Annotated in this window: 25 protein-coding genes and 1 riboswitch; of the genes, 24 read left to right on the top strand and 1 reads right to left on the bottom strand. The window is 41.4% G+C overall.

From position 1 onward, the window contains the following. Window positions 1–160 precede the first annotated feature (160 nt). Window positions 161–1,186, bottom strand: a complete 1,026-nt coding sequence (locus GT508_RS12945) for a substrate-binding domain-containing protein (protein WP_117597579.1) — start codon at window positions 1,184–1,186, stop codon at window positions 161–163. A 200-nt stretch (window positions 1,187–1,386) separates the two neighbouring features. On the opposite strand from GT508_RS12945, the gene GT508_RS12940 reads away from it, so the two are divergent. The 24 genes from GT508_RS12940 (at window position 1,387) to GT508_RS14465 (ending at window position 25,466) form a co-directional block, all read left to right on the top strand. Next, on the top strand, window positions 1,387–2,709 hold the full coding sequence (locus GT508_RS12940) for an ABC transporter substrate-binding protein (protein WP_161144400.1): 1,323 nt from the start codon (window positions 1,387–1,389) through the stop codon (window positions 2,707–2,709). Beyond that, window positions 2,709–3,608 (top strand): carbohydrate ABC transporter permease, encoded by a 900-nt coding sequence (locus GT508_RS12935; RefSeq protein ID WP_006428715.1) that lies wholly within the window; start codon window positions 2,709–2,711, stop codon window positions 3,606–3,608. The genes GT508_RS12940 and GT508_RS12935 overlap by 1 nt, the downstream gene beginning before the upstream one ends. Beyond that, window positions 3,580–4,431: a carbohydrate ABC transporter permease gene (locus GT508_RS12930; protein ID WP_006428714.1), complete on the top strand. Its 852-nt coding sequence runs from the start codon at window positions 3,580–3,582 to the stop codon at window positions 4,429–4,431. The genes GT508_RS12935 and GT508_RS12930 overlap by 29 nt, the downstream gene beginning before the upstream one ends. A 3-nt stretch (window positions 4,432–4,434) precedes the next feature. After that, window positions 4,435–5,529, top strand: a complete 1,095-nt coding sequence (locus GT508_RS12925) for an ABC transporter ATP-binding protein (RefSeq protein ID WP_161144399.1) — start codon at window positions 4,435–4,437, stop codon at window positions 5,527–5,529. Window positions 5,530–5,553: 24 nt separating this feature from the next. Next, entirely contained in the window at window positions 5,554–6,990 is a 1,437-nt protein-coding gene (locus GT508_RS12920; RefSeq protein WP_161144398.1) for a glycoside hydrolase family 32 protein, read from the top strand. An 81-nt stretch (window positions 6,991–7,071) separates the two neighbouring features. Beyond that, window positions 7,072–7,428, top strand: a complete 357-nt coding sequence (locus GT508_RS12915) for a hypothetical protein (protein WP_028086626.1) — start codon at window positions 7,072–7,074, stop codon at window positions 7,426–7,428. A 123-nt stretch (window positions 7,429–7,551) separates the two neighbouring features. After that, window positions 7,552–8,055, top strand: coding sequence for a shikimate kinase (locus tag GT508_RS12910; protein ID WP_022415063.1), 504 nt, complete (start codon window positions 7,552–7,554; stop codon window positions 8,053–8,055). 222 nt (window positions 8,056–8,277) lie between these two features. Continuing rightward, window positions 8,278–9,570, top strand: a complete 1,293-nt coding sequence (locus GT508_RS12905; protein WP_138376705.1) for a UDP-N-acetylglucosamine 1-carboxyvinyltransferase — start codon at window positions 8,278–8,280, stop codon at window positions 9,568–9,570. Window positions 9,571–9,661: 91 nt separating this feature from the next. Beyond that, window positions 9,662–9,759, top strand: a riboswitch (SAM riboswitch). 144 nt (window positions 9,760–9,903) lie between these two features. Further along, window positions 9,904–11,091, top strand: a complete 1,188-nt coding sequence (gene metK / locus GT508_RS12900; RefSeq protein WP_118378491.1) for a methionine adenosyltransferase — start codon at window positions 9,904–9,906, stop codon at window positions 11,089–11,091. An 82-nt stretch (window positions 11,092–11,173) separates the two neighbouring features. Beyond that, window positions 11,174–12,667 (top strand): HAMP domain-containing sensor histidine kinase, encoded by a 1,494-nt coding sequence (locus GT508_RS12895; protein ID WP_161144397.1) that lies wholly within the window; start codon window positions 11,174–11,176, stop codon window positions 12,665–12,667. Beyond that, window positions 12,660–13,349 carry a response regulator transcription factor gene (locus GT508_RS12890; protein ID WP_028086630.1) on the top strand — a complete coding sequence of 230 codons (690 nt, stop codon included), beginning with the start codon at window positions 12,660–12,662 and terminating at the stop codon, window positions 13,347–13,349. Before GT508_RS12895 ends, GT508_RS12890 begins: the two co-directional genes overlap by 8 nt. A gap of 129 nt (window positions 13,350–13,478) precedes the next feature. Then, window positions 13,479–14,270 (top strand): 23S rRNA (guanosine(2251)-2'-O)-methyltransferase RlmB, encoded by a 792-nt coding sequence (gene rlmB / locus GT508_RS12885; RefSeq protein ID WP_161144396.1) that lies wholly within the window; start codon window positions 13,479–13,481, stop codon window positions 14,268–14,270. A gap of 109 nt (window positions 14,271–14,379) precedes the next feature. Next, window positions 14,380–14,814, top strand: a complete 435-nt coding sequence (locus GT508_RS12880) for an NfeD family protein (protein WP_117597571.1) — start codon at window positions 14,380–14,382, stop codon at window positions 14,812–14,814. A gap of 3 nt (window positions 14,815–14,817) precedes the next feature. After that, on the top strand, window positions 14,818–15,750 hold the full coding sequence (locus GT508_RS12875) for an SPFH domain-containing protein (RefSeq protein ID WP_006428702.1): 933 nt from the start codon (window positions 14,818–14,820) through the stop codon (window positions 15,748–15,750). 49 nt (window positions 15,751–15,799) lie between these two features. Further along, on the top strand, window positions 15,800–16,795 hold the full coding sequence (gene argF / locus GT508_RS12870; RefSeq protein ID WP_138376719.1) for an ornithine carbamoyltransferase: 996 nt from the start codon (window positions 15,800–15,802) through the stop codon (window positions 16,793–16,795). 17 nt (window positions 16,796–16,812) lie between these two features. Then, window positions 16,813–17,793 carry a biotin--[acetyl-CoA-carboxylase] ligase gene (locus GT508_RS12865; RefSeq protein ID WP_161144395.1) on the top strand — a complete coding sequence of 327 codons (981 nt, stop codon included), beginning with the start codon at window positions 16,813–16,815 and terminating at the stop codon, window positions 17,791–17,793. Continuing rightward, window positions 17,786–18,127: a DUF6145 family protein gene (locus GT508_RS12860; RefSeq protein WP_028086636.1), complete on the top strand. Its 342-nt coding sequence runs from the start codon at window positions 17,786–17,788 to the stop codon at window positions 18,125–18,127. Before GT508_RS12865 ends, GT508_RS12860 begins: the two co-directional genes overlap by 8 nt. A 33-nt stretch (window positions 18,128–18,160) precedes the next feature. Further along, window positions 18,161–18,937: a type III pantothenate kinase gene (locus tag GT508_RS12855; protein ID WP_028086637.1), complete on the top strand. Its 777-nt coding sequence runs from the start codon at window positions 18,161–18,163 to the stop codon at window positions 18,935–18,937. 166 nt (window positions 18,938–19,103) lie between these two features. Further along, window positions 19,104–20,060 carry a tRNA dihydrouridine synthase DusB gene (gene dusB / locus GT508_RS12850; protein ID WP_055282149.1) on the top strand — a complete coding sequence of 319 codons (957 nt, stop codon included), beginning with the start codon at window positions 19,104–19,106 and terminating at the stop codon, window positions 20,058–20,060. 194 nt (window positions 20,061–20,254) lie between these two features. After that, the gene (gene greA / locus GT508_RS12845; protein ID WP_006428696.1) at window positions 20,255–20,737 is read left to right on the top strand and encodes a transcription elongation factor GreA; all 483 of its coding nucleotides are present in this window, start codon (window positions 20,255–20,257) and stop codon (window positions 20,735–20,737) included. A gap of 111 nt (window positions 20,738–20,848) precedes the next feature. Then, window positions 20,849–22,900 (top strand): lysine--tRNA ligase, encoded by a 2,052-nt coding sequence (gene lysS, locus GT508_RS12840; RefSeq protein ID WP_161144394.1) that lies wholly within the window; start codon window positions 20,849–20,851, stop codon window positions 22,898–22,900. A 239-nt stretch (window positions 22,901–23,139) separates the two neighbouring features. Beyond that, entirely contained in the window at window positions 23,140–23,760 is a 621-nt protein-coding gene (locus GT508_RS12835; protein WP_161144393.1) for a hypothetical protein, read from the top strand. A gap of 144 nt (window positions 23,761–23,904) precedes the next feature. Beyond that, window positions 23,905–25,296: a zinc-ribbon domain-containing protein gene (locus GT508_RS12830; protein ID WP_161144392.1), complete on the top strand. Its 1,392-nt coding sequence runs from the start codon at window positions 23,905–23,907 to the stop codon at window positions 25,294–25,296. Further along, window positions 25,293–25,466, top strand: coding sequence for a hypothetical protein (locus GT508_RS14465; RefSeq protein ID WP_023920558.1), 174 nt, complete (start codon window positions 25,293–25,295; stop codon window positions 25,464–25,466). The genes GT508_RS12830 and GT508_RS14465 overlap by 4 nt, the downstream gene beginning before the upstream one ends. The last annotated feature ends 152 nt before the right edge of the window (window positions 25,467–25,618 follow it).

The raw sequence follows: 25,618 nt of genomic DNA, 5'->3' as shown, positions 1-25,618 counted from the left end.
AACCAGTCATTTTTTGAATATTTGATTAAATTCACAAGTGAGAAATCGCGAATATAAGTAGTTTGTCAACAGGTCCAATAATTTACACTACCTTGTCAAAAGAATTCCCTGAAGTGAATAATAAAACTTCAGGGAATTTATCATTTGCTCACTACCGGTATTATTCTGTAGTATCACGTCGGATCAATACAGGCGTAATCTGCTTATGAACCGGCTCTTTTAAAGGAGTTGGTTTTCTTTTTTTCATTTCATTCATCTGGAGAACCAGAAGCTCCATGGCAGTCTGTGCAATTTTCTCAATCTGCTGTCCAACGGTTGTGATTGGAAGGATGGCTTCGCTTGCAATAGGAGAATCATCGAATCCGACAATCTGATAATCCTTCGGAAGTTTTCCGTATTTCTGGAATATCAGGTTTAGGAACATACTGGCATAAGTGTCATTCGCAAGAAAGACTCCCTTTTTTTGTGCCGGATATTTCTCTTCAATTTCATTAAATATATTCTTTAGCTGAGCTAAAGTTTCCTGATAAGTGTTTCCCATATTTCTTTGGATCAGTTCATGAGTAATATGATGCTCATTACAGATATCTTCAAATCCCTGAATACGCCCATAAGTCGGGAGGGTATCAGAAAATATGGAATTGATATGTAAAATGACATCACAGTTATTACGTATCAACAAACTGGTTGCCTGAACACCACCCAGATAGTTGTCTGTAGACACGCTGCAGACATGGTCACATTCCCGCTCAATCGTGACAACCGGGAGTTTATAAGAAGCAAGTTCTTCAGACGAAATGGTATTGCTTAAGACAATAAGTCCCTCAATCTTATAAGCCATCAGTTCATGAATATATTTTTCTTCAATCTCTTTTTTATTATTTCCAATGAATACAAGAAATTTATAATTATACTTTTCGTAAGTAGAAAGTAACTGGTTTAACATCTCAGAGTAATAGTGAAGATACAGGTTGGGGATGATAATTCCAACAAATTCACTTTTTCCATTAGCCAGTACTTTGGCGAGCTTATTTTCCTGGTATCCAAGGACATCCAGTGCATGAGTGATTTTTTCCTGATTTTCAAGAGTCAGAGAATCCGGATTATTAAAATATCTGGAAATGGTAGTTTTTGAAAAGCCTGTATAAGCGGCTATATCTGCAAAAGTTACTTTTTTCTGTTTCATGTAAATCCTCTTCCTTATAATGTATATTATCAGTATAGCAAGTGCATTGAAAAAAATCAAACAAAAAATAACTAGTTAAGTAACCGGTAACTTTTTCTTTGAAATCTATTGACAAGTAAGATTCAGGATAGTATTATGAACATACAAAGTAACCGGTTACTTAACTGGTTACGCAATCGTGAATCTGAAAGGAGAAAGCTATGAAGAAACGAACAGTAGGGGTACTGCTGGCAGCATTCTTTGCAATGGCATTGACGGGGTGTGGAGATAAACAGCCGCAACCAGGAGAAGTAAAGGGATATGACAAAGGCGAAGAATATCTTTCTATCTGGGTACATTCAATCGAAGACACAGAAGAAGGACAGTGCTACAGGAAATCTGTAGATGCATTTAATAAGAAATATGATGGGAAATATTTTGCAGATATTGAATTTATTCCACGAAATGACAGTGGTGGAGGCTATTCGGATAAGATCAATGCATCCGTGATGTCAGGAGATCTGCCGGATGTGCTTACTGTTGATGGCCCTAATATAGCGGCATATGCAGAGAACGGAATTATCCAGCCGCTTGCAAAATTAACAGACGAAGAAAAGAGTGTGTATCTGGATTCCATTATTCAGCAGGGAACGTATAATAACAAGCTCTATGCGCTTGGAGCAATGGAATCCAGCGTGGGACTTTATTATAACAAAGATATTCTCGCAGAAGCAGGTGTAGAAGTTCCAGATGCAGATCACCCATGGACATGGAGTGAATTCACAGAGGTGTTAAAGAAAGTACAGCCGGTAGTAGAGAAGAAAAAAGGTTATGCGCTGGATATGACTTTCCCGACAGGAGAGGCTACGATTTATTATTATGCACCGTTTTTCTGGTCAAATGGCGGTGACTTTGTAAGTAAAGATGGACTGAAGGTGAACGGTGTATTCAATTCAAAAGAGAATCTGGAAACAGTGAATTATTTTAAATCGTTTTTGGATAATGGATATATGTCTAAAGTACAGATCACAGACCTGTTCGAAAGCGGAAGAGCAGCATTTAAGTTCGATGGGGCATGGGAAGTAAATACAATCTATAATAACTATCCGGATGTAAACCTTGGAGTTGCACCATATGTAGTATCCGATAACTGGGATGGCGGAAGATATACACCAACCGGTTCCTGGGCATTTGCGGCATCATCAAAGACGAAGAAATTAAGAGGTGCGACAAAGCTGGTACAGTGGATGAGTGGTGTGGAAAGTGGAAAGCGTCTGTGGGATGAAAGTAAGAGTTTCCCATCTACATATGAAGCGTTTGAGAGCAGTCCGATTTTTGAAGAAGATGAGAATTACAAAGCCTTATATCATCAGCTCAGTAAATATGGACATCCAAGATCAAAAACACCTGTATATCCACAGGTTAGTGCATCGGTACAGGAAGTACTGGAAAATTCGGTGCTTACCGATAAAGATGCGAAGACAGAACTGGATAAATCTGTAGAAAGGATTAACGCAAAATTAAAGCGTTATGTGATGAAATAATGAAGAAAAGAACAGAATCCATTATGGGAATGGCGTTTTTTGGACCGGCACTTGTGTTACTTACGATATTTTTATTCCTGCCAATGATCCTGACATTGATTTTCAGTTTTACTGATTTCTTTGCTTTAAATCCGGGACTGACGCATTTTGTCGGACTGGACAACTATATTCAGATTTTTAAAGATGATGTGTTTTCACAGGCATTTTTTAATACCGTAAAGTTTGTGATCATTATTGTTCCGCTGCAGGGAATTGGAGCGCTTGTGCTGGCACTTCTGATTAATAAAGTGACGCATTGTAAGAAGTATTTCAAAGTAGCATTCTTTGTTCCGGTGGTCATGTCACTTGCTGTTGTGTCAACACTGTGGATCCAGATCTACAGCCCGGAAGGAATTATGAATGCAATCCTTTCTTTCTTTGGAATTGATGCACAGCCATTCATCAACAGTGCCAGTCAGGCACTTCCATCCATCGCGATCATGAGTGCATGGCAGGGAATGGGATATCAGATGATCATCTTCCTGGGAGGAATCCAGGCAATCAATCCGGCACTTTATGAAGCGGCCGAGATGGACCATGCAACACCGTGGCAGAAATTCAAGGACATTACCCTGCCGGAATTGAAACCATTGTGTGTGTTCGTTTTAATTACGATTACGATCGGAGCATTCCGTATGTTGGTACAGCCAATGGTTATGACCGGAGGAGGACCATCGAATTCAACGTATACGGTTGTGTATGATATATATGAAACAGGTACTGTTAACTGGGAAATTGGACTGGCATCTACAATGGCTATTGTATTCGCATTCTTTGTAATGATACTGACCGTGATCCAGACAATCGCAACAAGAGATAAGGAGGATCAGAATGTTAACAAAAAAGCAAAAAAGAAATAATTGGATACTGACGGTCGTACTTCTGATCGTATCATTGTTGTTCCTGTTCCCGGTTATCTGGATGCTGGCAAACTCATTCAAACCAGACGCGGCAATCACTGCTGATATGAACAGTATGGCGGCATTCATTCCACCGGCATTGAACGGCAATTTCTTTGAAAATTATGTATCTGTATTAACAAATACAGGATTTGTACGATATATGTGTAATACCTTGTTCTATGCAGCAATATTGATCGTACTTGGTGTAATTGTAAATGGACTGGCAGGATATGCATTGGCTAAGATTAATTTTCCATTCAGAGAACGCTGGCTTCTGATCATTATGCTTCTGATGATCGTACCGATGGAGACGATCATTACGATACATTTCCTGATCATTGCAAAACTTGGACTTCTGAATACGGTGCTTGGATATGTACTTCCAATGATCGTGAATCCGTTTAACATTTTCCTGTTCCGTCAGGTATTCCTGGGACTTCCGGATGATGTATATGAGGCAGCACAGTTAGATCACTGTGGACCGGTAAAATACTTTTTTACTATGGTTCTTCCAATGTCAAAGAGTGTAGTGGCAACGGTTAGTGTATTTACATTCCTGAATGTATGGAATGATTATCTGTGGCCGTCACTTGTATTTACATCCAGTGATCTTCTGACGGCACAGATTGGTCTGAATGCGATTACATCAAATGATAACACAACAACAGGACAGACCCTTGCAGTTATCACAATGGTAACAATTCCGGTCATTATTATCTATTCACTCTTCTCAAAACAGATCGTAGAGGGTGTAATATCAACAGGTTCCAAGGAGGGCTAAAAGATGAGCTTTATCGAATTTAAAAATATATGTAAAAAATATGCAGGAAACGATAAGAATTCCGTGACAGACTTTAACTTAGATATAGAAGAAAAAGAATTTATCGCATTTGTCGGACCATCCGGATGCGGTAAATCCACAACACTCCGAATGATCGCAGGATTTGAAGAGATTACAAGTGGAGACCTTTTTATTGATGGAAAACGTGTGAATGAGGTTGCACCGGCGGATCGAGGAATCTCTATGGTGTTCCAGAACTATGCACTGTATCCACATATGACGGTAGAAAAAAATATTTCTTATGGATTGAAGAACATGAAGGTTCCGGCAGATGAGATCAAGAAAAAAGTAGACTGGGCAATTGATATCCTGGGACTCGAAGAATATCGTTACCGTAAGCCTAAGAATTTATCAGGTGGACAAAGACAGAGAGTGGCACTTGGAAGAGCGATTGTAAAAGACCAGAAAGTCTTTCTGATGGATGAGCCACTTTCTAACCTGAATGCAAAACTGCGTGTCAGCATGAGAAATGAGATCAGCAAGTTACATAGAAATCTTGGAAGTACAACCATCTATGTTACACATGACCAGGTAGAAGCCATGACAATGGCAGACCGCATTGTAATCATGAAAGATGGCGTGATCCAGCAGGTTGGAAAACCGATGGATCTGTACGAACATCCGGTGAATAAATTTGTTGCGGGATTTATAGGATCTCCGCAGATGAATTTTTATGATGTGAAAGTAGACGGAAAGAAATTGATATTTGCAGATGGCAATACAGTGGAACTTCCGGAAGCAATTGCAAAACGTATTGCGGGATACTCAGAAGTTATCATGGGAATCAGAGGAGAAGATATCAAGTTCGATACAACTAATCTGGATGTCTATGGAAGTCATCAGAAAGCAGTTATTGACAATACGGAGATTATGGGAAATGAGAATAATCTGTATTTTGACTTCGGAGGAAGCGTAACGATTGCAAGAGTATCAAAATATGAAGTAAGCCAGGTGGGAGATGAGGTGGAATTTACCTTTATGCCACATAAGATGCATTTCTTTGATAAGGAAACAGAGCAGGTGATCGGAGCAGAATAATTTAGAATAAAAGAGGAAGAACGTATGCTTGAAAAAGCCAATGAATATATCAAACGGAATCATATAGATGAAAAAGAAAAATCATTATTCCATGTGACACCGGAAACAGGATGGATGAATGACCCGAATGGTTTCTCTGTATATCAGGGAAAAGTACATTTATTCTATCAGTTCTATCCATATAAAACAGAATGGGGACCGATGCACTGGGGGCATCAGGTGACCGAAGATCTGGTAAAATGGGAAGCATATCCGGTAGCTATGGCACCTGATCAGGATTATGATCACATTGGATGTTTCTCGGGAAGTGCAGTAGAAGCTGATGGAAAGCATGTGCTGCTTTATACAGGAGTAAGCCAGAAAGACGGAAAAGAAATCCAGAATCAGTGCATTGCCATTGGAGATGGGAAGACTTATGAAAAATGGCAGGATAATCCGGTTATAAAAGGAGATATCATGCCGGAGAAATTTGACAGAAAAGACTTCCGTGATCCGAAGATATGGAAAAAGGATGGCAGATATTATTGCGTTGTAGGCAATCGCTATGAGGAAAATTGTGGGCAAATAGTCTTATTTAGCAGTGAGGACTATAAAAACTGGCGGTATGAAAAAGTCCTTTTGAGAAATGACGGAAAGAATGGAGATATGTTAGAGTGTCCGGATTATCTGGAAGTAGACGGGTATCCTGTAATCATTTGTTCTCCGCAGAATATGCATGCTCAAAAGTACGAATTTCATAACGGTCATAATTCCATTTATATTATTGGAGATGCAGAAAAAGAAATATCGGATTTTGCATGGGAGAAAAAGAGAAGCCTAGATTATGGACTGGACTTTTATGCACCACAGACAACAGAGCTTCCGGATGGCAGGCGGATCATGGTCGCATGGATGAAGTCGTGGGATGCACGTGTCATGACAAAAGGACAGAAATGGCAGGGAATGATGACACTCCCAAGAGAATTAAAAATCAAAGATGGGAAAATCTGGCAAAGTCCGGTGAGAGAACTGGAAAAGTATAAGAAAAATCCAATCATCTATACAGAACAGAAAATTAGCGGACAGATGTCTTTGGATGGTATCAATGGCCGGGTGATTGACATGACGGTAGAACTTACGAATGTAGAAGGCCGGGAGTTCAAGGTAGATGTGGCACATAATGAAGAATATACAACAACATTTACATATTATCCGGAAAAACATCAGATTGAAATTGACCGGACCTACAGTGGTGTAAATGCGGATGTTGTCTGTGTGAGAAAGATAGAAATTGCGGAAAAACATCATGCGCCGAAACTACATTTTATCATGGACAGATATTCTGTAGAATTATTTATTAATGATGGAGAGCAGACGGCAAGTGTGGTCATTCCTACGCCATTGGAAGCAAATGAAATTATATTTACTAGTGATGAAGCGGCAACCGTTAATATTGAAAAATATGAGATAACATTTAATTAGAAGAGATAGTTTCTCATTCACCGATTGATGTCCCCGTGCATATCTTAATACAGATAGAACCGCCAAGGAGCAATCAGGATTATGGAGAACAAATTACCGTTCTATATGGCTTATCCGGTTCCGCTGCTGTATAATGATGACCGGAATGCGAGAAGAGACTATGACTATATGAAAAGCATTTACCCGGATACGGCGAAGAGAGTACTTCCTTATATGGAAGAGGAATGTGACAGAATGGAATATGACGGAAGTATGATGTATGATGAATATCCGGACCGCCTGCAGCTTCGTCTGATGTGCCGCAGGATCTATGATAAGGCGGAGAAGGAAGAAGAGAACCCGGGTGCCTGGCTTATGGATCTGATCGAGGTTATGACATATCAGGAACTTTGCAGGAGACGTGTGGAACATAGAGAGATACGTAAAAAAATATATTGATCTACAAGAGGGCATCTGGAAAAAAACTTCCACTTCGCCCTCTTGTATGTTATACTGTGCGATGATAATTATAGTTTTCAAATGAAAGAAAAAATCAGAACATAACATACAGGAGGGCACATCATGGCAGATAATAACATTATTTTTATCGGAATGCCGGCAGTCGGGAAAAGTACAGTTGGTGTGGTAATTGCAAAGAGACTGGGATACAGATTTGTAGACACGGATATTCTGATCCAGGAATCAGAAGGAAAACTTCTGAAAGATATTATTGCTGACGTTGGACCGGATGGCTTCCTGAAAGTAGAAGACCGGGTCAATGCACAGGTGAAAGCGGAACGTACCGTTATCTCGCCGGGAGGCAGCGTAGTATATTGTGAAAATGCGATGAAACATTATAAAGAAATCGGCAAAGTCGTATATTTACAGGCATCCTTTGAGACAATAAACAGCAGACTTAAAAACGCCAAAGGCCGTGGAGTGGTACTGCGTGACGGACAGACGCTCAAAGATCTGTATGATGAAAGAGTAAAGCTTTTTGAAAAGTATGCAGATATTACAGTGTGTGAAGATAATCAGAAGCTGGAAGATACGATTGAATCGGTATTAGATGCATTAGGGGAGTAAAAGTGCACAAGTATAGATAGAACAATTGAAATATGTTACAATAAAATTACATAACTGTAAAAAATATTTTACAATTGAGAAATTTGTGCTATAATAGGCGCGAACCCTTTTGGGGTTATATTGTGATGCAGAAATTTATGTACAATTTGAGATAGTTATAAATATTGAACAAAAGATTTATTGTAATTAGAGATTCATATAAATATTAATGAGGTGTAATTAATGGAACAGTATATTATTAAGGGCGGTCATCCGCTTGTGGGAGAAGTGGAAATCGGGGGTGCCAAGAACGCGGCACTTGCAATTCTTGCAGCAGCAATTATGACAGATGAGACCGTATTAATCGATAACTTACCAGATGTGAATGACATTAACGTACTGATCGATGCAATCGAGGGGATTGGAGCGAAGGTACACCGTGTCGACCGTCATACAGTAAAGATTAATGGAGCCAGTATCAAGAACGTAGATATTGAGTATGATTATATTAAGAAGATCCGTGCTTCCTATTATCTTCTTGGCGCATTACTTGGAAAGTATAAACGTGCCGAAGTTGCACTTCCGGGAGGATGTAATATCGGAAGCAGACCAATCGACCAGCATCTCAAAGGATTCCGTGCGTTAGGTGCAGATGTAGATATTGAACATGGCAAGATCGTTGCAGAGGCAGACCGTCTTGTCGGAAAGCATATTTATTTCGACGTGGTAAGTGTTGGAGCAACGATTAACGTTATGATGGCAGCAGCTATGGCAGAAGGACTTACCATTCTGGAAAATGTCGCAAAAGAGCCACATGTTGTAGATGTTGCGAACTTCCTGAACAGCATGGGAGCCAACATCAGGGGAGCAGGTACAGATGTGATCAAGATCCGTGGTGTACAACGCCTTCACAGAACAGAATATTCTGTGATCCCGGATCAGATCGAAGCAGGAACATTCATGTTCGCAGCAGCAGCAACAAAGGGAGATGTAACGGTACTGAATGTTATTCCGAAGCATCTGGAGGCTACGATCGCAAAACTGGTAGAAATCGGATGTGAAGTGGAAGAATTCGATGATGCTGTACGTGTCGTATCAAAAGGAGATCTTACAAGCACACATGTGAAGACCCTTCCGTATCCTGGATTCCCGACAGATATGCAGCCGCAGATCGGCGTAACACTGGCTTTATGTAAGGGGACAAGTATCATTACAGAGAGTATTTTTGAAAACCGTTTCAAATATCTGGATGAGCTTGCAAGAATGGGTGCAAATGTGAAAGTAGAAGGTAATTCTGCAACGATTGAAGGCGTGACAGAATTTTCGGGAGCCAGAGTGAGCGCACCGGATCTTCGTGCAGGAGCAGCACTCTGTATAGCTGGTCTGGCAGCTGACGGAATCACAATCGTAGACGATATCGTATATATCCAGAGAGGATATGAAAGATTCGAAGAGAAGCTCCGTGGTATCGGCGGAATCATCGAAAAAGTGGATTCCGAAAAAGCAATCCAGAAATTCAAATTAAAAGTAAGCTAGATGATACATTTTCTTAGGTATGTCTATTGACAGTATGTGTAAAATAGAGTAAAGTCTTAGTCGTACCAGAAATATAATAAAAGCAAACTTTCTCTTATTCAGAGCAGTGGAGATACAAAGGATCTATGAAACTGCGGCAACCCCATATATGGAAGGTGCCAGCCTGAGCGAGTGATCGAACAATAAGAGGATTGGTTTATGAAGATATTAAACCGTCCACTTATGTAAGTGGACGGTTTTTCAGTTCGGTAAAACAGGGAAATCTACAAAAAACTGCCGGCAATCCTGGGAGAAAGAATGCAGGAATGTTTTAAGAAAAAAGGAGAGAAGAACGTGGAAAGAAGATTATTTACGTCAGAATCAGTAACAGAGGGACATCCGGATAAAATGTGTGATCAGATTTCTGATGCCATTCTGGATGCATTGATGGCACAGGATCCTATGAGCCGTGTCGCATGCGAGACAGCAACTACAACAGGTATGGTACTTGTTATGGGTGAGATCACAACGAATGCATACGTTGATATCCAGAAGATCGTACGTGACACGATCAAAGAAATCGGATATACAAGAGGAAAATTCGGATTTGATGCAGAGACTTGCGGTGTGATCACAGCAATCGATGAGCAGTCGTCTGATATTGCTATGGGTGTTGATAAAGCGCTGGAAGCAAAAGAACATACAATGTCCGAAGAAGAGATCGATGCGATCGGAGCCGGAGATCAGGGAATGATGTTTGGTTATGCTTCTGATGAGACACCGGAATATATGCCATACCCGATCGCACTTGCACACAAGCTCTCAAGAAAGCTTACAGAAGTAAGAAAGAACGGAACACTTCCGTACTTAAGACCGGATGGAAAGACACAGGTTACGGTTGAATATGATGAGAATGGTGTTCCGGCACGTCTGGATGCAGTCGTACTTTCGACACAGCATGATCCGGAAGTGACACAGGATCAGATTCATAAAGATATTAAGAAATATGTATTCGATGCAATCATTCCGGAGGGCATGGTAGATGAGAAGACAAAGTTCTTCATCAACCCGACAGGACGTTTTGTAATCGGCGGACCACACGGAGACAGTGGACTTACAGGACGTAAGATCATCGTAGATACTTACGGTGGAATGGCACGTCACGGCGGCGGGGCTTTCTCTGGAAAAGACTGTACAAAGGTTGACCGTTCTGCTGCTTATGCAGCACGTTACGTTGCCAAGAATATTGTTGCTGCAGGACTTGCTAAGAAATGTGAGATTCAGCTGTCTTATGCAATCGGTGTAGCACATCCGACATCTATCATGGTAGATACATTCGGAACAGGTGCAGTAGAAGATGATAAACTGGTAGAGATCGTTCGTGAGAATTTTGATCTCCGCCCGGCAGGAATCATTCAGATGCTTGATCTTAGAAGACCAATCTACAAACAGACAGCGGCTTACGGACATTTCGGACGTACAGATATTGATCTTCCATGGGAGAAACTGGACAAAGTAGAAGATCTGAAAAAATATTTATAGAAATTTTATAAAAGTTTATGGGTGCTTTGGTGTGAAGCACCCATTTTTCATGCTATAATTTTTTTTAGTGGAGGACAGATACATGAAGCTGAAAACGCGATTAGTTATAGCATTTTTTACGATTATCATTATACCGGTCCTTATGGCAGCCATGATGGTTTCAATGGTATGCCACTATCAGATCGGAGTGGTGGAGAAGAATTATGGGATTACAGGAACGACGATTTCTGATTTTACGAATTCCATGCAGGTACTTGCACGTGTTACGGAGAAGCCGTATCATGAACTGAAGGATATGTCAGAACAGGCATCTGAGATGGAAGATGCGACAGAACTGGATCAGTTTAATAAAAAACTGGAGAATAAGAATGCATACCTGCTGGTGAGAAAAGACGGAACAATCGTATATACGGGCAGCGATGATGATCGTGTAAAAGCGGTGATCGAACAATTGCCGGGATATGGAGATACAGATACAACATCGGAGAACGGAATTTATCTTGGCGGAGATGCAGAAGCATTGGTAAAACAGGTAGATTTCAGATATGATGACGGCAATAAGGGAAGTGCGTTCATTGTGTCAGATGTATCCAATGTAATTCCGGAGGTTGGACAGTTTTTCTGCGAAATCCTGATTGGAATTGTAGTGATACTGATACTTACTTCGGCAGTTCTTATTATATGGATTTACCGTGCGGTTATGGGGCCGATCGGCAAGATGCAGACAGCGGCGCAGAATATCAAGGATGGGAATCTGGATTTTGAGTTGAAACCGGAGGCTGACGATGAACTTGGAAAACTCTGCCAGAGTCTGGAAGAGATGAGAGGACGCCTGAAGGATAGTGCCGAAGAAAAATTGAAATATGACAAAGAAAGTAAAGAACTGATAAGTAACATTTCACATGATCTGAAGACACCTGTGACAACGATCAAAGGTTATGCCGAAGGAATTATAGATGGTGTTGCAGATACACCGGAGAAGATAGACCGGTATGTCAGAACAATCTACAATAAAGCGACAGAGATGAATACGCTGATCAATGAGCTGACATTATATTCTAAGATCGATACGAATAAGATCCCTTACAATTTTAATATCGTGTCGGCGAATGAATATTTCAACGACTGTGCGGATGACCTGTCGGTTGAACTGGCAGCACAGAATGTAGGATTTGGTTATTTTAATTATGTAGAGAAGAATGTACGGATCATTGCAGACCCGGAGCAGGTAAAACGTGTGATTCACAATATTGTCAACAATTCGTTGAAATATATGGACAAACCAAAGGGAATGATCAATCTGCGTGTCAAAGATGTAGGAGATTTTGTACAGATTGAACTGGAAGACAACGGAAAAGGAATTGCGGCAAAAGACCTGCCGAATATCTTTGACCGGTTTTACCGTACCGACGCATCGAGAAATTCTTCCACCGGAGGAAGTGGAATCGGTTTGTCTGTAGTAAAGAAGATTGTAGAAGAACACGGCGGTAAGATCTGGGCAACAAGCAGAGAAGAGACCGGAACGACAATGTATTTTGTACTAAGAAAGTATCAGGAGGTACCAGTCAATGAGTAAGATATTAATAGTAGAAGACGAAGAAGCAATTGCAGATCTGGAACGGGATTATCTGGAACTGAGCGGGTTCACCGTAGAGGTTGCAAATGACGGAGATACAGGACTTCAGAAAGCACTGAACGAAGATTATGATCTTCTGATCCTGGATCTGATGCTGCCGGGAACGGACGGATTCGATATCTGCCGTCAGGTGCGTGATGTGAAGAATACACCGATCGTGATGGTATCTGCGAAGAAAGATGATATCGATAAGATCAGGGGACTGGGACTCGGTGCGGATGATTATATGACAAAGCCGTTTAGTCCAAGTGAACTGGTGGCGAGAGTAAAAGCGCATCTGGCAAGATACGACCGTCTGACCGGAAGTGCGGCAGAGAAGAATAAAGTGATCGAGATCAGAGGACTGAAGATTGATACAACTGCAAGACGTGTGTGGGTGAACGGAGAAGAACGTACATTTACGACGAAGGAATTCGATCTGCTGACATTCCTTGCGAGCCATCCAAACCACGTATATTCGAAAGAAGAGTTATTCCGTGAGATCTGGGATATGGAGTCCATCGGGGATATCGCAACGGTAACGGTGCATATCAAGAAGATCCGTGAAAAAGTAGAAGTAGATACATCCAACCCGCAGTATATCGAGACGATATGGGGTGTTGGGTATCGGTTTAAGGTGTAAGTAAAAATATAGCAAAATATTTTGAAATGCAAAAATCCCCGGAGGTCTGGTACACCTCCGGGGGTTTTTATTCAATGGAGGATATGATATGATAATGTAAATAAATAAGAAACACGAGGAACAACATATATGATCACAAGCACATCCAATGCCAGAATCAAACGTCTGGTGAATTTAAAGAAGAAGAGAAAATTAAGAGACGAAGAAAGCATCTTCCTGGTAGAAGGAATCCGTATGTTCAGGGAAGTGCCGCTCGACAAGTTAAAAGAAGTCTATGTATCCGAATCCTTTTACAAAAAAGAAAAAGATACCGTAAAAGAAGTCCTGAAAGACTCTAAAGTAAGAGTGGAAGAACTGACAGATACTGTATTCGCCCATGCATCAGATACCAAGACCCCTCAGGGAATCCTGTGCGTGGTGGAACAGATGAACCATGAAATCAATGAACTGACTTCGGCAAAATGCCCGCTGATCATGGTATTAGACCATCTGCAGGATCCGGGCAATCTTGGAACCATCCTGCGTACAGCAGAAGGAGCCGGCGTGACCGGCATCCTCATGGACAGAGAATGCGTCGATGTCTATAATCCGAAGACAATTCGCTCAACGATGGGATCGATATACCGCATGCCGTTCGTATATGTGGAAGATCTTGGCAAAGGAATACAGTATTTAAAAGACAAAGGTATCACCACTTATGCTGCACATCTGGAAGGAACGAATTCCTATGATGAGGAAGACCTGACGAATCCATGTGCATTCCTGATTGGGAACGAGGGGAATGGCCTGAGACGCGAGATCGCAGACATGGCAGACTGCTATGTCAAGATCCCGATGCTTGGACAGGTAGAGTCATTGAATGCGGCAATCGCTTCTTCGGTGTTGATGTTCGAAGCTGCAAGACAGAGAAGGAAAGTGTAATTAAATGAGATACAATCCACTCATTTTACAGAAGAAAATTGCTTTCTTTATCAGAGTATAGTAATATAGTGAACAAGAAATAATATATACGGAAAAGAGGGGACGGCTTATGAGAGTGATCTATTGGCTGGCAATATTCATTGTACTGTTGATCATTGAAATCGCGACAATGGGACTTACCACGATCTGGTTCGCAGGAGGAGCACTGATCGCATTCTGTGCAGGACTTGTCGGTTTTGGGCTGGGAGTGCAGATCGGAGTATTTGTTATAGTTTCCATTCTGCTTCTGATTCTGACAAGACCGATCGCGGTGAAGTTCTTCAATCAGGAGAGACAGAAGACGAACGCAGAGAGTCTGATCGGACAGCATGCACTGGTGACAGAAGATATTGATACGATAAAGGCAAAAGGGCAGGTAGAGATCTGCGGTCAGATATGGTCGGCTAAGACGGATGAGCCGGACGGAAAGATTCTAAAGAACACAGTTGTTGTAGTAAATGGTATTCAGGGCGTGAAACTGATCGTGCATGCCAGAGAGGAGTAGAGTATGATTTTTGGATTGATTTTATTAGCGATTATTATCTGTGTGGTGATTTCCTGTGTAAAGGTAGTCAGACAGGCGCAGGCATTGGTTATTGAAAGACTGGGGGCATATCAGGCAACATGGGGAACCGGACTTCACTTTAAGATTCCGATTTTTGACCGTGTGGCAAGAAGAGTGGATCTGAAAGAGCAGGTAGTGGATTTTGCACCGCAGCCGGTTATCACAAAAGATAACGTAACGATGAGAATTGATACCGTTGTATTTTATCAGATCACGGATCCGAAGATGTTCTGTTATGGTGTGGCGAATCCGATCATGGCGATCGAGAACCTGACAGCGACAACACTTCGTAACATCATCGGTGATCTGGAGCTGGATCAGACACTGACATCCAGAGAGACGATCAACACGAAGATGAGAGCATCTCTGGATGTGGCAACCGATCCTTGGGGAATCAAGGTAAACCGCGTGGAACTTAAGAACATTATCCCACCGGCAGCCATCCAGGATGCAATGGAGAAGCAGATGAAGGCAGAACGTGAACGCCGTGAAGCAATCTTACGTGCAGAAGGTGAGAAGAAATCTACAATCCTTGTGGCAGAAGGCCACAAAGAGTCTGCAATTCTGGATGCGGAAGCTGAGAAGCAGGCGGCTATCCTGAAAGCAGAAGCACAGAAAGAAGCCACGATCCGTGAGGCTGAAGGTAAGGCAGAAGCCATCATGAAAGTACAGCAGGCAAATGCCGATGGAATTCGTTTCCTGAAAGAAGCAGGAGCCGATGAGGCTGTTCTTACCATGAAAAGTCTGGAAGCATTTGCAAAAGCTGCTGATGGAAAAGCAACGAAGATCATCATCCCGTCAGAGATCCAGAGCATTGCAGGTCTGGTAAAATCTGTTACAGAGATTGGCGCAGATGATAAAAAAGAAGAAAAGTAGACAAAAGACATAAGATAAAAGTCAAAGAATAAAAACGAGGTACAAAACAATGGATTTAAAAGGCAGAAATTTCCTGACACTGAAAGATTTCACACCGGAAGAGATCACATATCTGCTTGATCTTTCCACAGAATTAAAAGAAAAAAAGAAAAAAGGAATTCCGGTTGATAAATACAGAGGAATGAATGTGGCATTGATCTTTGAAAAGACCAGTACCAGAACCCGCTGTTCTTTCGAAGTAGCTGCTCACGATATGGGTATGGGAACGACTTACCTTGATCCTTCGGGTTCACAGATCGGGAAGAAAGAAAGTATCGAAGATACAGCAAGAGTTCTCGGAAGAATGTTTGATGGAATCGAGTATCGTGGATTCGGACAGGAGATTGTGGAGGAACTGGCCAAATATGCAGGCGTTCCGGTATGGAACGGACTGACGAATGAGTATCATCCGACACAGATGCTGGCGGATATGCTGACGATCCGTGAACATTTTGGACATCTGAAAGGTATCAAACTGGTATACATGGGTGATGCAAGATACAATATGGGCAATTCCCTGATGATCGCATGTGCCAAATTAGGTATGCATTTTGTGGCATGTACGTCTAAGAACTATTTTCCGAATGAGGAACTGGTAGAGACTTGCAAAGGATATGCAAAAGAGACAGGAGCAACCATCACACTGACAGAAGATATCGAAAGCGGAACCAAAGATGCAGACGTTATCTGTACGGATGTATGGGTATCCATGGGTGAGCCGGACGAAGTATGGGAAGAACGTATCCGCGAACTGTCTCCATACAAGGTAACAAAGAAAGTAATGGAAAATGCAGGAGAACAGGCTATCTTCTTACACTGCCTGCCGGCATTCCATGATCTGAAGACGAAGATCGGCAAACAGATCCATGACAAATTCGGACTGGACGATATGGAAGTTACAGATGAAGTATTCGAGTCTCCGCAGTCAAAGGTATTTGACGAGGCTGAGAACCGTATGCATACGATCAAGGCTGTCATGGTGGCAACACTTGGTGAAAGAGAGTAGGCAAGAGCAGACAGAGTATGAAATCAGAAATATTACGTTTGTTAAAAGAGAATGATACATATATTTCCGGACAACAGCTGTGCGAACAGTTCCAGGTGTCCAGAACAGCCATCTGGAAGGTGATCGATCAGCTTAAGAAGGAAGGCTATCAGATAGAGGCGGTGCGTAACAAAGGCTACCGCCTTATCGAAAGTCCGGATGTTATGTCAAAAGCAGAGATCGACAGTCTGGTAGATACAAAGTGGGCAGGAAAGAACGTCATATATTATGATGAGACTGATTCCACAAATAACCGGGCAAAGGAAGCCGGAAATAATAAGGAACCTCATGGGACATTATTTGTTGCAGATATGCAGATGGCAGGAAAAGGGCGAAGGGGCCGCGTCTGGAAATCGCCATCCGGGAGCAGTATCTATATGACGATATTGCTGTATCCGGATATTCCGCCTGTAAAAGCGCCACAACTTACACTGATCATGGCGATTGCCGTGGCAGAAGGAATCCGGGAGGTTACCGGTCTTGAGACAAAGATTAAGTGGCCGAATGATATCGTTGTGAATGGAAAGAAAATCTGTGGTATCCTGACCGAGATGAGTACAGAGATCGATTACATCAATCATGTAGTGATCGGAGTGGGAATTAATGTGAATCAGGATACATTTCCTGATGATATTAAGGAAACTGCCTCATCACTTAAGATGGAACTCGGAAAGCGCATAAAGCGTTCCGGGCTGATCGCAGCAGTAATGAAAAACTTTGAAAAATATTATGAGATCTTTCAGGAGACAGAAGATCTGTCAGGATTGAAGGAACTTTATAATTCCATGCTGGTGAATAAGGACCGGGAGGTCAAGGTCCTGGAACCGGGGAATGAATATAAAGCATATGCTATCGGCATCAATCAGACTGGAGAACTGATTGTAAGAACGCCGGATGGAAAAGAGAAAGAAATCTATGCCGGAGAGGTATCAGTTAGAGGAGTATATGGATATGTATGATGGAAAAGTAGTGCTTTGCGGTGCTAATTCATATGAAGAAAAGTATTATCTGAATCCGGATTTTGAACAGCTTCCGGATGACGTGAAGAATGAACTGAAGATTATGTGCGTATTGTATGTGCATGACGTAGGGGGAATCCTTACGCTGGTGTTTGAAGAAGACGGAGAATTATGCTTTGAGGTATCGACCGAGGAATTCGATCCGATGTTCGATGAGATCGGAAGCCAGCTTAAGATCAAGCAGCTGCAGAGAGAGAAACAGGATCTTCTGCAGGCATTGCAGTTATATTATAAAGTATTCTTCCTGGGTGAAGAGATAAACAGCGAAGAGTAACTAGAAGGCAGCAGACAAAACAGGAGGAGAAAGATGCTTCTTGTAATCGATGTAGGAAACACAAATATTACACTTGGTGTGTTTGACAAAGAAGAATTATTTGGTACATTCCGTATGAAGACAAAGCAGCCGAGAACATCGGATGAATATGGAATTACTTTACAGGAACTCGTAGAAAGACATGGGATTGAAAGTTCCAAGATCAATGCAGTGATCATTGCATCCGTAGTACCGGATGTGATGCATTCACTTGGCAGTGCAATCATCAAATACTTCGGCGTAAAACCGGTGGTTGTATCTGCTGGAATTAAGACCGGAATCCGCATTGTCACAGAGAATCCGAGACAGGTCGGTCCGGACCGCATTGTAGATGCAGTCGGTGCGTATACTTTATACGGAGGACCAACAATTGTTGTGGATTTTGGAACAGCAACAACATTTGACGTGATCGGTCCGGACGGAACATTTGAAGCAGGTGTGATTGCACCTGGAATCAGGACTTCGGCACAGTCTCTCTGGGGAGAGGCAGATATGCTTCCGGCAATAGAGATCCGCAAACCGAAATCAATTCTTGCAAAAGAGACAATTACGGCAATGCAGGCCGGCCTTGTATACGGACAAATCGGTCAGACGGAATATATTATCAGACGAATGAAAGAAGAATCCGGATATCCGAATGCGAAAGTAGTGGCAACCGGCGGACTTGGCAAGATAATTGCAAATGAGACCGATATGATCGATGTGTACGATTCACAGCTTACGTTAAAGGGACTTCGGTTCATTTACGAAAAAAATAAAAAAAATAAATAATCTGCAGTGTTGACAGTGTAGACTTGCAAAGAAATATGCAGCACTATATATCAAGAAAGCTTCGTTTATGAATGTTAGGGGCTGTCTTATCTGATATATAGTGCTGTGTGTTTCTTGAAAAAATTACAGATAATTGTAATCTGAGTGTGATAACAGGAGTAGAAAAATGAAAATCGGGAATGTTAATCTGGCAAATCCATATATACTCGCACCGATGGCGGGAGTAACGGATCTGCCTTTCAGACTTTTATGTAAAGAACAGGGAGCAGGGCTTCTCTGTATGGAAATGATCAGTGCAAAAGCTTTGCAATATAAGAATAAAAATACAAAAGCATTGCTGGCAATCCATCCGGATGAGTATCCGGTGTCATTGCAGCTTTTTGGATCGGATCCGAAGATTATGAGCGAGATGGCAAAGATGATAGAAGAACTGCCATTTCAGATCCTGGATATTAATATGGGATGCCCGGTGCCAAAAGTAGTGCGGAATGGAGAGGGATCCGCACTTATGAAGAATCCAGAGCTGGTACATGAGATCGTATCGGCAGTATCAAAGGCAATTAAAAAGCCGGTAACGGTGAAGATCAGAAAAGGATTCGACGATGATAATATCAATGCTGTGGAGATCGCAAAGATTATCGAAGATGCAGGAGGTGCAGCGGTCGCAGTACACGGACGGACAAGAGAACAATACTATTCCGGAAAAGCAGACTGGGATATCATCCGTCAGGTCAAGGAGGCTGTATCCATTCCGGTGATTGGAAACGGTGATGTGACTTCCGGAGAGATGGCACTTCAGATGAGAAGAGAAACAGGCTGTGATGGTGTGATGATCGGAAGAGGTGCACAGGGGAATCCATGGATATTCCACGAACTCCAGGAATACGAAAGGACCGGTGTTGTTCCGCCGAGACCGACTCCGGAGAAGATCAAAGAGACGATGCTAAGACATGCAAAACTGCAGATTGAATTCAAAGGAGACTTCATCGGAATCAGGGAGATGCGTAAGCATGTCGCCTGGTATACAAAAGGAATGAAAGGTTCTGCAAAACTCAGGGATGCGATCAATCAGGTGGAATCTTATGAGGAACTGGAAGTACTTCTGGACAAAGCAATCGTATAATGTACAAAAATGCTGAAAATAAAGGAAAAACGGGTACTTGCAGCTGATAAAAAGATTGACATAAAACATGCATTTATGTATAATAATGAAATTGTGAAAGTATCATTATTATATGACAGATTAATTATTCAGATAGATGATTCAGGCATAAAAATGTCAGAGTAATATGGAACAGAAAAAGGAGCAGGAGACAGATGGAAGCAAAGAAAAAATTACTTACTTATGCTGGTTTAAAAGCACTGGAAGATGAACTTGAGAACCTCAAGGTTGTAAAACGTAGAGAGATCGCCCAGAAGATCAAAGAAGCAAGAGAACAGGGAGACTTATCAGAGAATGCAGAGTATGATGCAGCAAAAGATGAACAGAGAGACATTGAAGCACGTATCGAAGAACTGGAAGCAATTCTTAAGAATGCAGAAGTTGTAGTAGAAGACGAAGTTGATTTTGATAAGATTAATATCGGATGTACGGTAAAAGTATTTGACATCACATTTGATGAAGAGATGGAATTCAAACTGGTTGGTTCTACAGAAGCGAACAGTCTGGAAGGAAAGATTTCCAATGAATCACCGGTTGGCCAGGCATTGATGGGAAAACAGATCGGAGATGTCGTAACTGTAGAGACACAGGCTGGAGTAATGGAGTACAAGGTACTGGATATCAGCCGTTCATTATAACATTATAAAATAAGAGACAGACGGGCATCCGTCGAAGAATAACCAGAATACATGACTCAGGCCTCTCTCACACGGGAGGTCTGAATTCGGATAAGGAAGGAGAATAAAAAAGTGGCTAAGCAGCAGAACAACGGACAGGAACAGGACGTGAACCAGTTAAGAAAGGTTCGACGTGAGAAATTAGCAGACCTTCAGCAGAATGGAAAAGATCCATTTCAGATTACAAAATTCAATCAGACACATCACTCATTGGAAGTGAAGAGTCTGTATGAAGCACATGAAGCAGAACTTTTAAAAGACCACCAGACACCAGACGTAGAGGGAATGGATGAAGAACAGGCGAAAGAGGTTCTGAAGAAAGATTATGAAGAGAGAAGAAGTATCATGGATGCCAATCCGATTCATGTATCTATCGCAGGACGTATGATGTTCAAGAGAGTTATGGGTAAGGCTTCTTTCTGCAACATTCAGGATCTGCAAGGAAGTATCCAGGTATATGTTGCAAGAGATGCGATCGGGACAGACTCTTACACAGATTTTAAACGTTCTGATATTGGTGACATTTTCGGATTAGAAGGATTTGCGTTCAGAACAAGAACAGGAGAGATTTCTATTCATGCAGAGAAGATGACACTTCTTTCTAAGAGTTTGCAGATCCTTCCGGAGAAGTTCCATGGATTAACAGATACCGATACACGTTACCGTCAGAGATATGTAGATCTGATCATGAATCCAGAGTCAAAAGAGACATTTATCAAACGTTCTAAGATCATCAAAGAGATCCGTAACTTCTTAGATGGACGTGGATTTATGGAAGTAGAGACTCCGATGCTGGTAAGCAATGCAGGTGGAGCGGCAGCAAGACCATTCGAGACACATTACAATGCGCTGAATGAAGATGTGAAACTCCGTATTTCTCTGGAATTGTACCTGAAGAGACTGATCGTCGGAGGACTTGAGAGAGTATATGAGATCGGACGAGTATTCCGTAATGAAGGTGTAGATACACGTCACAATCCGGAATTCACACTGATGGAATTATATCAGGCATATACAGACTATGAGGGAATGATGGAACTGACTGAGAGTATGTTCCGTTACCTCGCAGAAAAAGTGTGCGGAAGCGCAGTTATCAGCTACAACGGAACAGTTATCGATATGGCAAAACCATTCGAAAGAATTTCTATGATCGATGCTGTTAAGAAGTATGCAGGTGTTGATTTTGCAGAAGTTAAGACAGACGAAGAAGCTAAAGCATTAGCAGATGAGCATCATGTAGAATATGAAGAACGTCACAAGAAGGGTGACATCCTGAACCTCTTCTTTGATGAGTTCTGTGAAGAGAAGATGATTCAGCCAACATTTGTAACAGATCATCCAATCGAGATTTCACCACTGACAAAGAAGAATCCGGAAGACCCGAATTATGTAGAGCGTTTCGAGTTATATGTATATGGACGTGAGATGTGTAATGCATACTCAGAGTTAAATGACCCGATTGATCAGAGAGAACGTTTTGCAGCACAGGAAGAAGCATTTGCAGCCGGTGATGAAGAGGCAAACCACACAGATGAAGATTTCCTGAATGCACTGGAAATCGGTATGCCGCCAACAGGTGGAATCGGATACGGAATCGACAGACTGGTAATGCTGCTGACAGATGCTCAGGCTATTCGTGATGTGTTATTATTCCCGACAATGAAGTCCCTCGGTGATGTAAATAAGAAAAATGATGTAAAAAATCAGGCTGCCGAAGAAATGAAAGCAGAGCCGGAAAAAATTGATTTCTCTAATGTAAAGATTGAGCCTTTATTTGAGGAAGAAGTTGATTTTGATACATTCAGCAAGTCAGATTTCAGAGCTGTAAAGGTTAAAGAGTGTGTTGCAGTACCGAAGTCAAAGAAACTCCTTCAGTTCACTCTTGATGATGGAACAGGCACAGATCGTACGATTTTAAGCGGTATTCACGCTTATTACGAGCCGGAAGAACTGGTTGGTAAAACACTGATCGCCATCACAAACCTTCCACCAAGAAAGATGATGGGAATTGAGTCTTGCGGTATGTTATTATCAGCAGTAAATAATCTGAAAGACTCAGAAGATGAAGAACTGCATCTGATTATGGTTGATAACCACATTCCAGCAGGTGCAAAGCTCTATTAAGAAGATGTATGGATGTACCGTTTCACTAAAATGACGGGATGTACTTCATTTGATCAAAACCATATAAAACAGTGATTTACATCAAACTTACATCATTTGATGCAGAAATCGGTACAGGCAAGAAAAAATCGCATAATTAGTGCAGTGAGTGGGCAATTCCAATCGGAGTTGCCCATTTTTACAACGAATAGAAAAGTAAATTTCCAAAAGTAAAAATAAAAGGAAAAGAAGGTAGAAAGATGGCAACCAAAAAGCAGATTATAAATGATTGGCAGAAGATTTTCCCAGAATTAAAAAAACAAGGTTCAATTTCATTGGACAATAGATTAGGTCCATTGATAACAGGAATTTATATTAAAGTGGTTCGAAATACATACTATACACCGATTTTTTATGTGCACAATTTATGCCGGGAATATTCGAGCATTACTACATCATTACAATGTGGCAGTGAAACAATGGCGTTAGAAAAGCATGAAGAACGATATATCTTTTCGGCAGAAAGATTAAAAAATAAATTGCCTATTCCATTAAAAGGAGATGTTTCAATAGACAAAATTATTGAAGGATATAAACTTTATTTAAGTAATCCAAAAAGAAAGTCATTCCAAGAATGTAAAGATATTGCACTGGTATGTGGCTGGTATGGAGATAAGGAAAAACTTGATAGTATTCTGAAATATATTTGGGATAATGTGCAAGATGATAAAAAGCATCCATTTTTCCGAGAAAATGGTGTAGAAGCATGGTTCGAAGAAATATGTGAGGAGTCAAGAAATTATGAGAAGCTTCATGAAATATGTGAGAAAGAAATCATAAAACACAAAGTAGAAAAATTGCCATATAGGAATATTATTTGAAGAATTAAAAAATATTGTGTTGCCCTTTGAGAGAGGAGAAATCCTTTTCTCAAAGGGCTTTTTCTATTTATACAGATATTCGCAAACTACAAGATAAAGCTAAAACTTCATATACTCTAAGCACAAGGAGGTTGAGGTTTGGCTATGAACAACAGTTTAGCAGAAGTACACCCAGAGCTTATTACGGAATGGTCGGAGAAGAATTTACCGCTTACACCTGATGATATTACCTTTGGTTCAAATAAAAAAGTATGGTGGAAAGGTACTTGCGGACACGAATGGCTGACAAGCGTTAAGGCTCGTTCTAATGGAGAAAAATGCCCGATATGTTCCGGTGCGAGAGTGATTGCAGGTATTAACGATTTGGCGACATTAGAGCCGTTACTGGCAAAGCAGTGGTCAAAAAAGAATAAGATAAAACCGACAGAGGTTTCTACTGGTTCTCATAAGAAAGTGATATGGAGATGTGAGAAAGGACACGAGTGGGAAGCTGCCGTTAAGAGCAGGACAATAAATAAAACAGGTTGTCCGTACTGCTCTCATAATAAAGTGTTGGCAGGATATAATGACCTTGCAACGCTTCTGCCGGATATAGCTGTCGAGTGGTCGGACAGAAATTATCCTTTACTTCCGACTCAGGTTACGGTCTTTGCCAATCGTAAGGTTTGGTGGAAGTGTAAGGATTGCGGCAGAGAGTGGAACACCCTTATTTCTACTCGTTCTGGTGGCAGTAAATGCCCGTATTGCAGTGGGTACATATTCCTGAAAGGGTTTAACGATTTGCAGACAACACACCCTGAAATTGCTTCGGGGTGGTCGGAGAAGAACTTGCTATTGAAGCCTGATGAAGTAAATGCAAAATCGAGGAAAAATGTCTGGTGGAAGTGCAGAAAATGTGGTAACGAGTGGAAATCAGTTATCAATGCCCGTGTGAAAGGTACGGTATGCCCCGTTTGTGCGGAGAGAGAAGTCCTTGCCGGATATAATGATTTGGCGACAACAGATAATCAGCTTCTTAGCGAATGGGATTATGAACAGAATAAACTGAAGCCGACAGAGGTATCACGAACTTCAGCAAAGAGAGCGTGGTGGAAATGCAGGCACGGTCATTCATGGAGTATGAAGATCAATGAACGGACAATTCTCGGAAAAGGTTGCAGGATATGTGAGCAGGAGTATTTATCAGTGTTTCCGGCTTTTGCCCTCAGTTATTATTCACATATGAAAGGATTGAAAATCGAACTCGGCTCAGACAGAGTTTTAGGGATACCGCTTGATACTTATATTCCATCTGAACAGGTGGCGATTGAAGTGAACAGCGGTTCAGAAGATATGGAAATCTTAAAAGAACATCTCTGTCAGCAAAGAGGAATTAAACGGATCAAGTTGCCTATGAAAACCAATGAAACAGAAATCGCTTATGCTCAGCGTATCAAAGCAGCCTTTCAAAGCGTACATATATTTATTACTTCAGATACGGAAGAAGATGTCGGGACTATCAGAAACGTATTTGAGAACTGGAGGAACAGCCAATGAGAGAAAAGAAATATCATATTTACTTAACAGCCGAAGAACAGAGCAGAGTTATTCAGTCACTTATCCGGCTGAAAAATGAGCTTCTCGAACAAGGCAGATATACTGACGCAGTGGATGATGTTCTCTGCAAGGTATTGGCAGCCAAGAAGAAGCATAATTTATTCATCTAATCAAATTGCCCAGAATATAAGAGGACCGCCTACACCGAAGTGCAAGCGGTCTTTTTTATGGGAATATTATCCATACAAATTGATACGTGAACAATCGGTGTCAGGACAGAGAAAAAAACAGCTTACCATCTATTGATAGCTGCCCTTTTCTC

This window comes from Dorea sp. BIOML-A1, from assembly GCF_009875615.1.
In the GTDB taxonomy this organism is placed as follows: Bacteria; Bacillota; Clostridia; order Lachnospirales; family Lachnospiraceae; genus Dorea_A; species Dorea_A amylophila.
The sequence above is the reverse complement of the archived record's forward strand: the minus strand, read 5'-3'. Positions and strand labels throughout refer to the sequence as shown.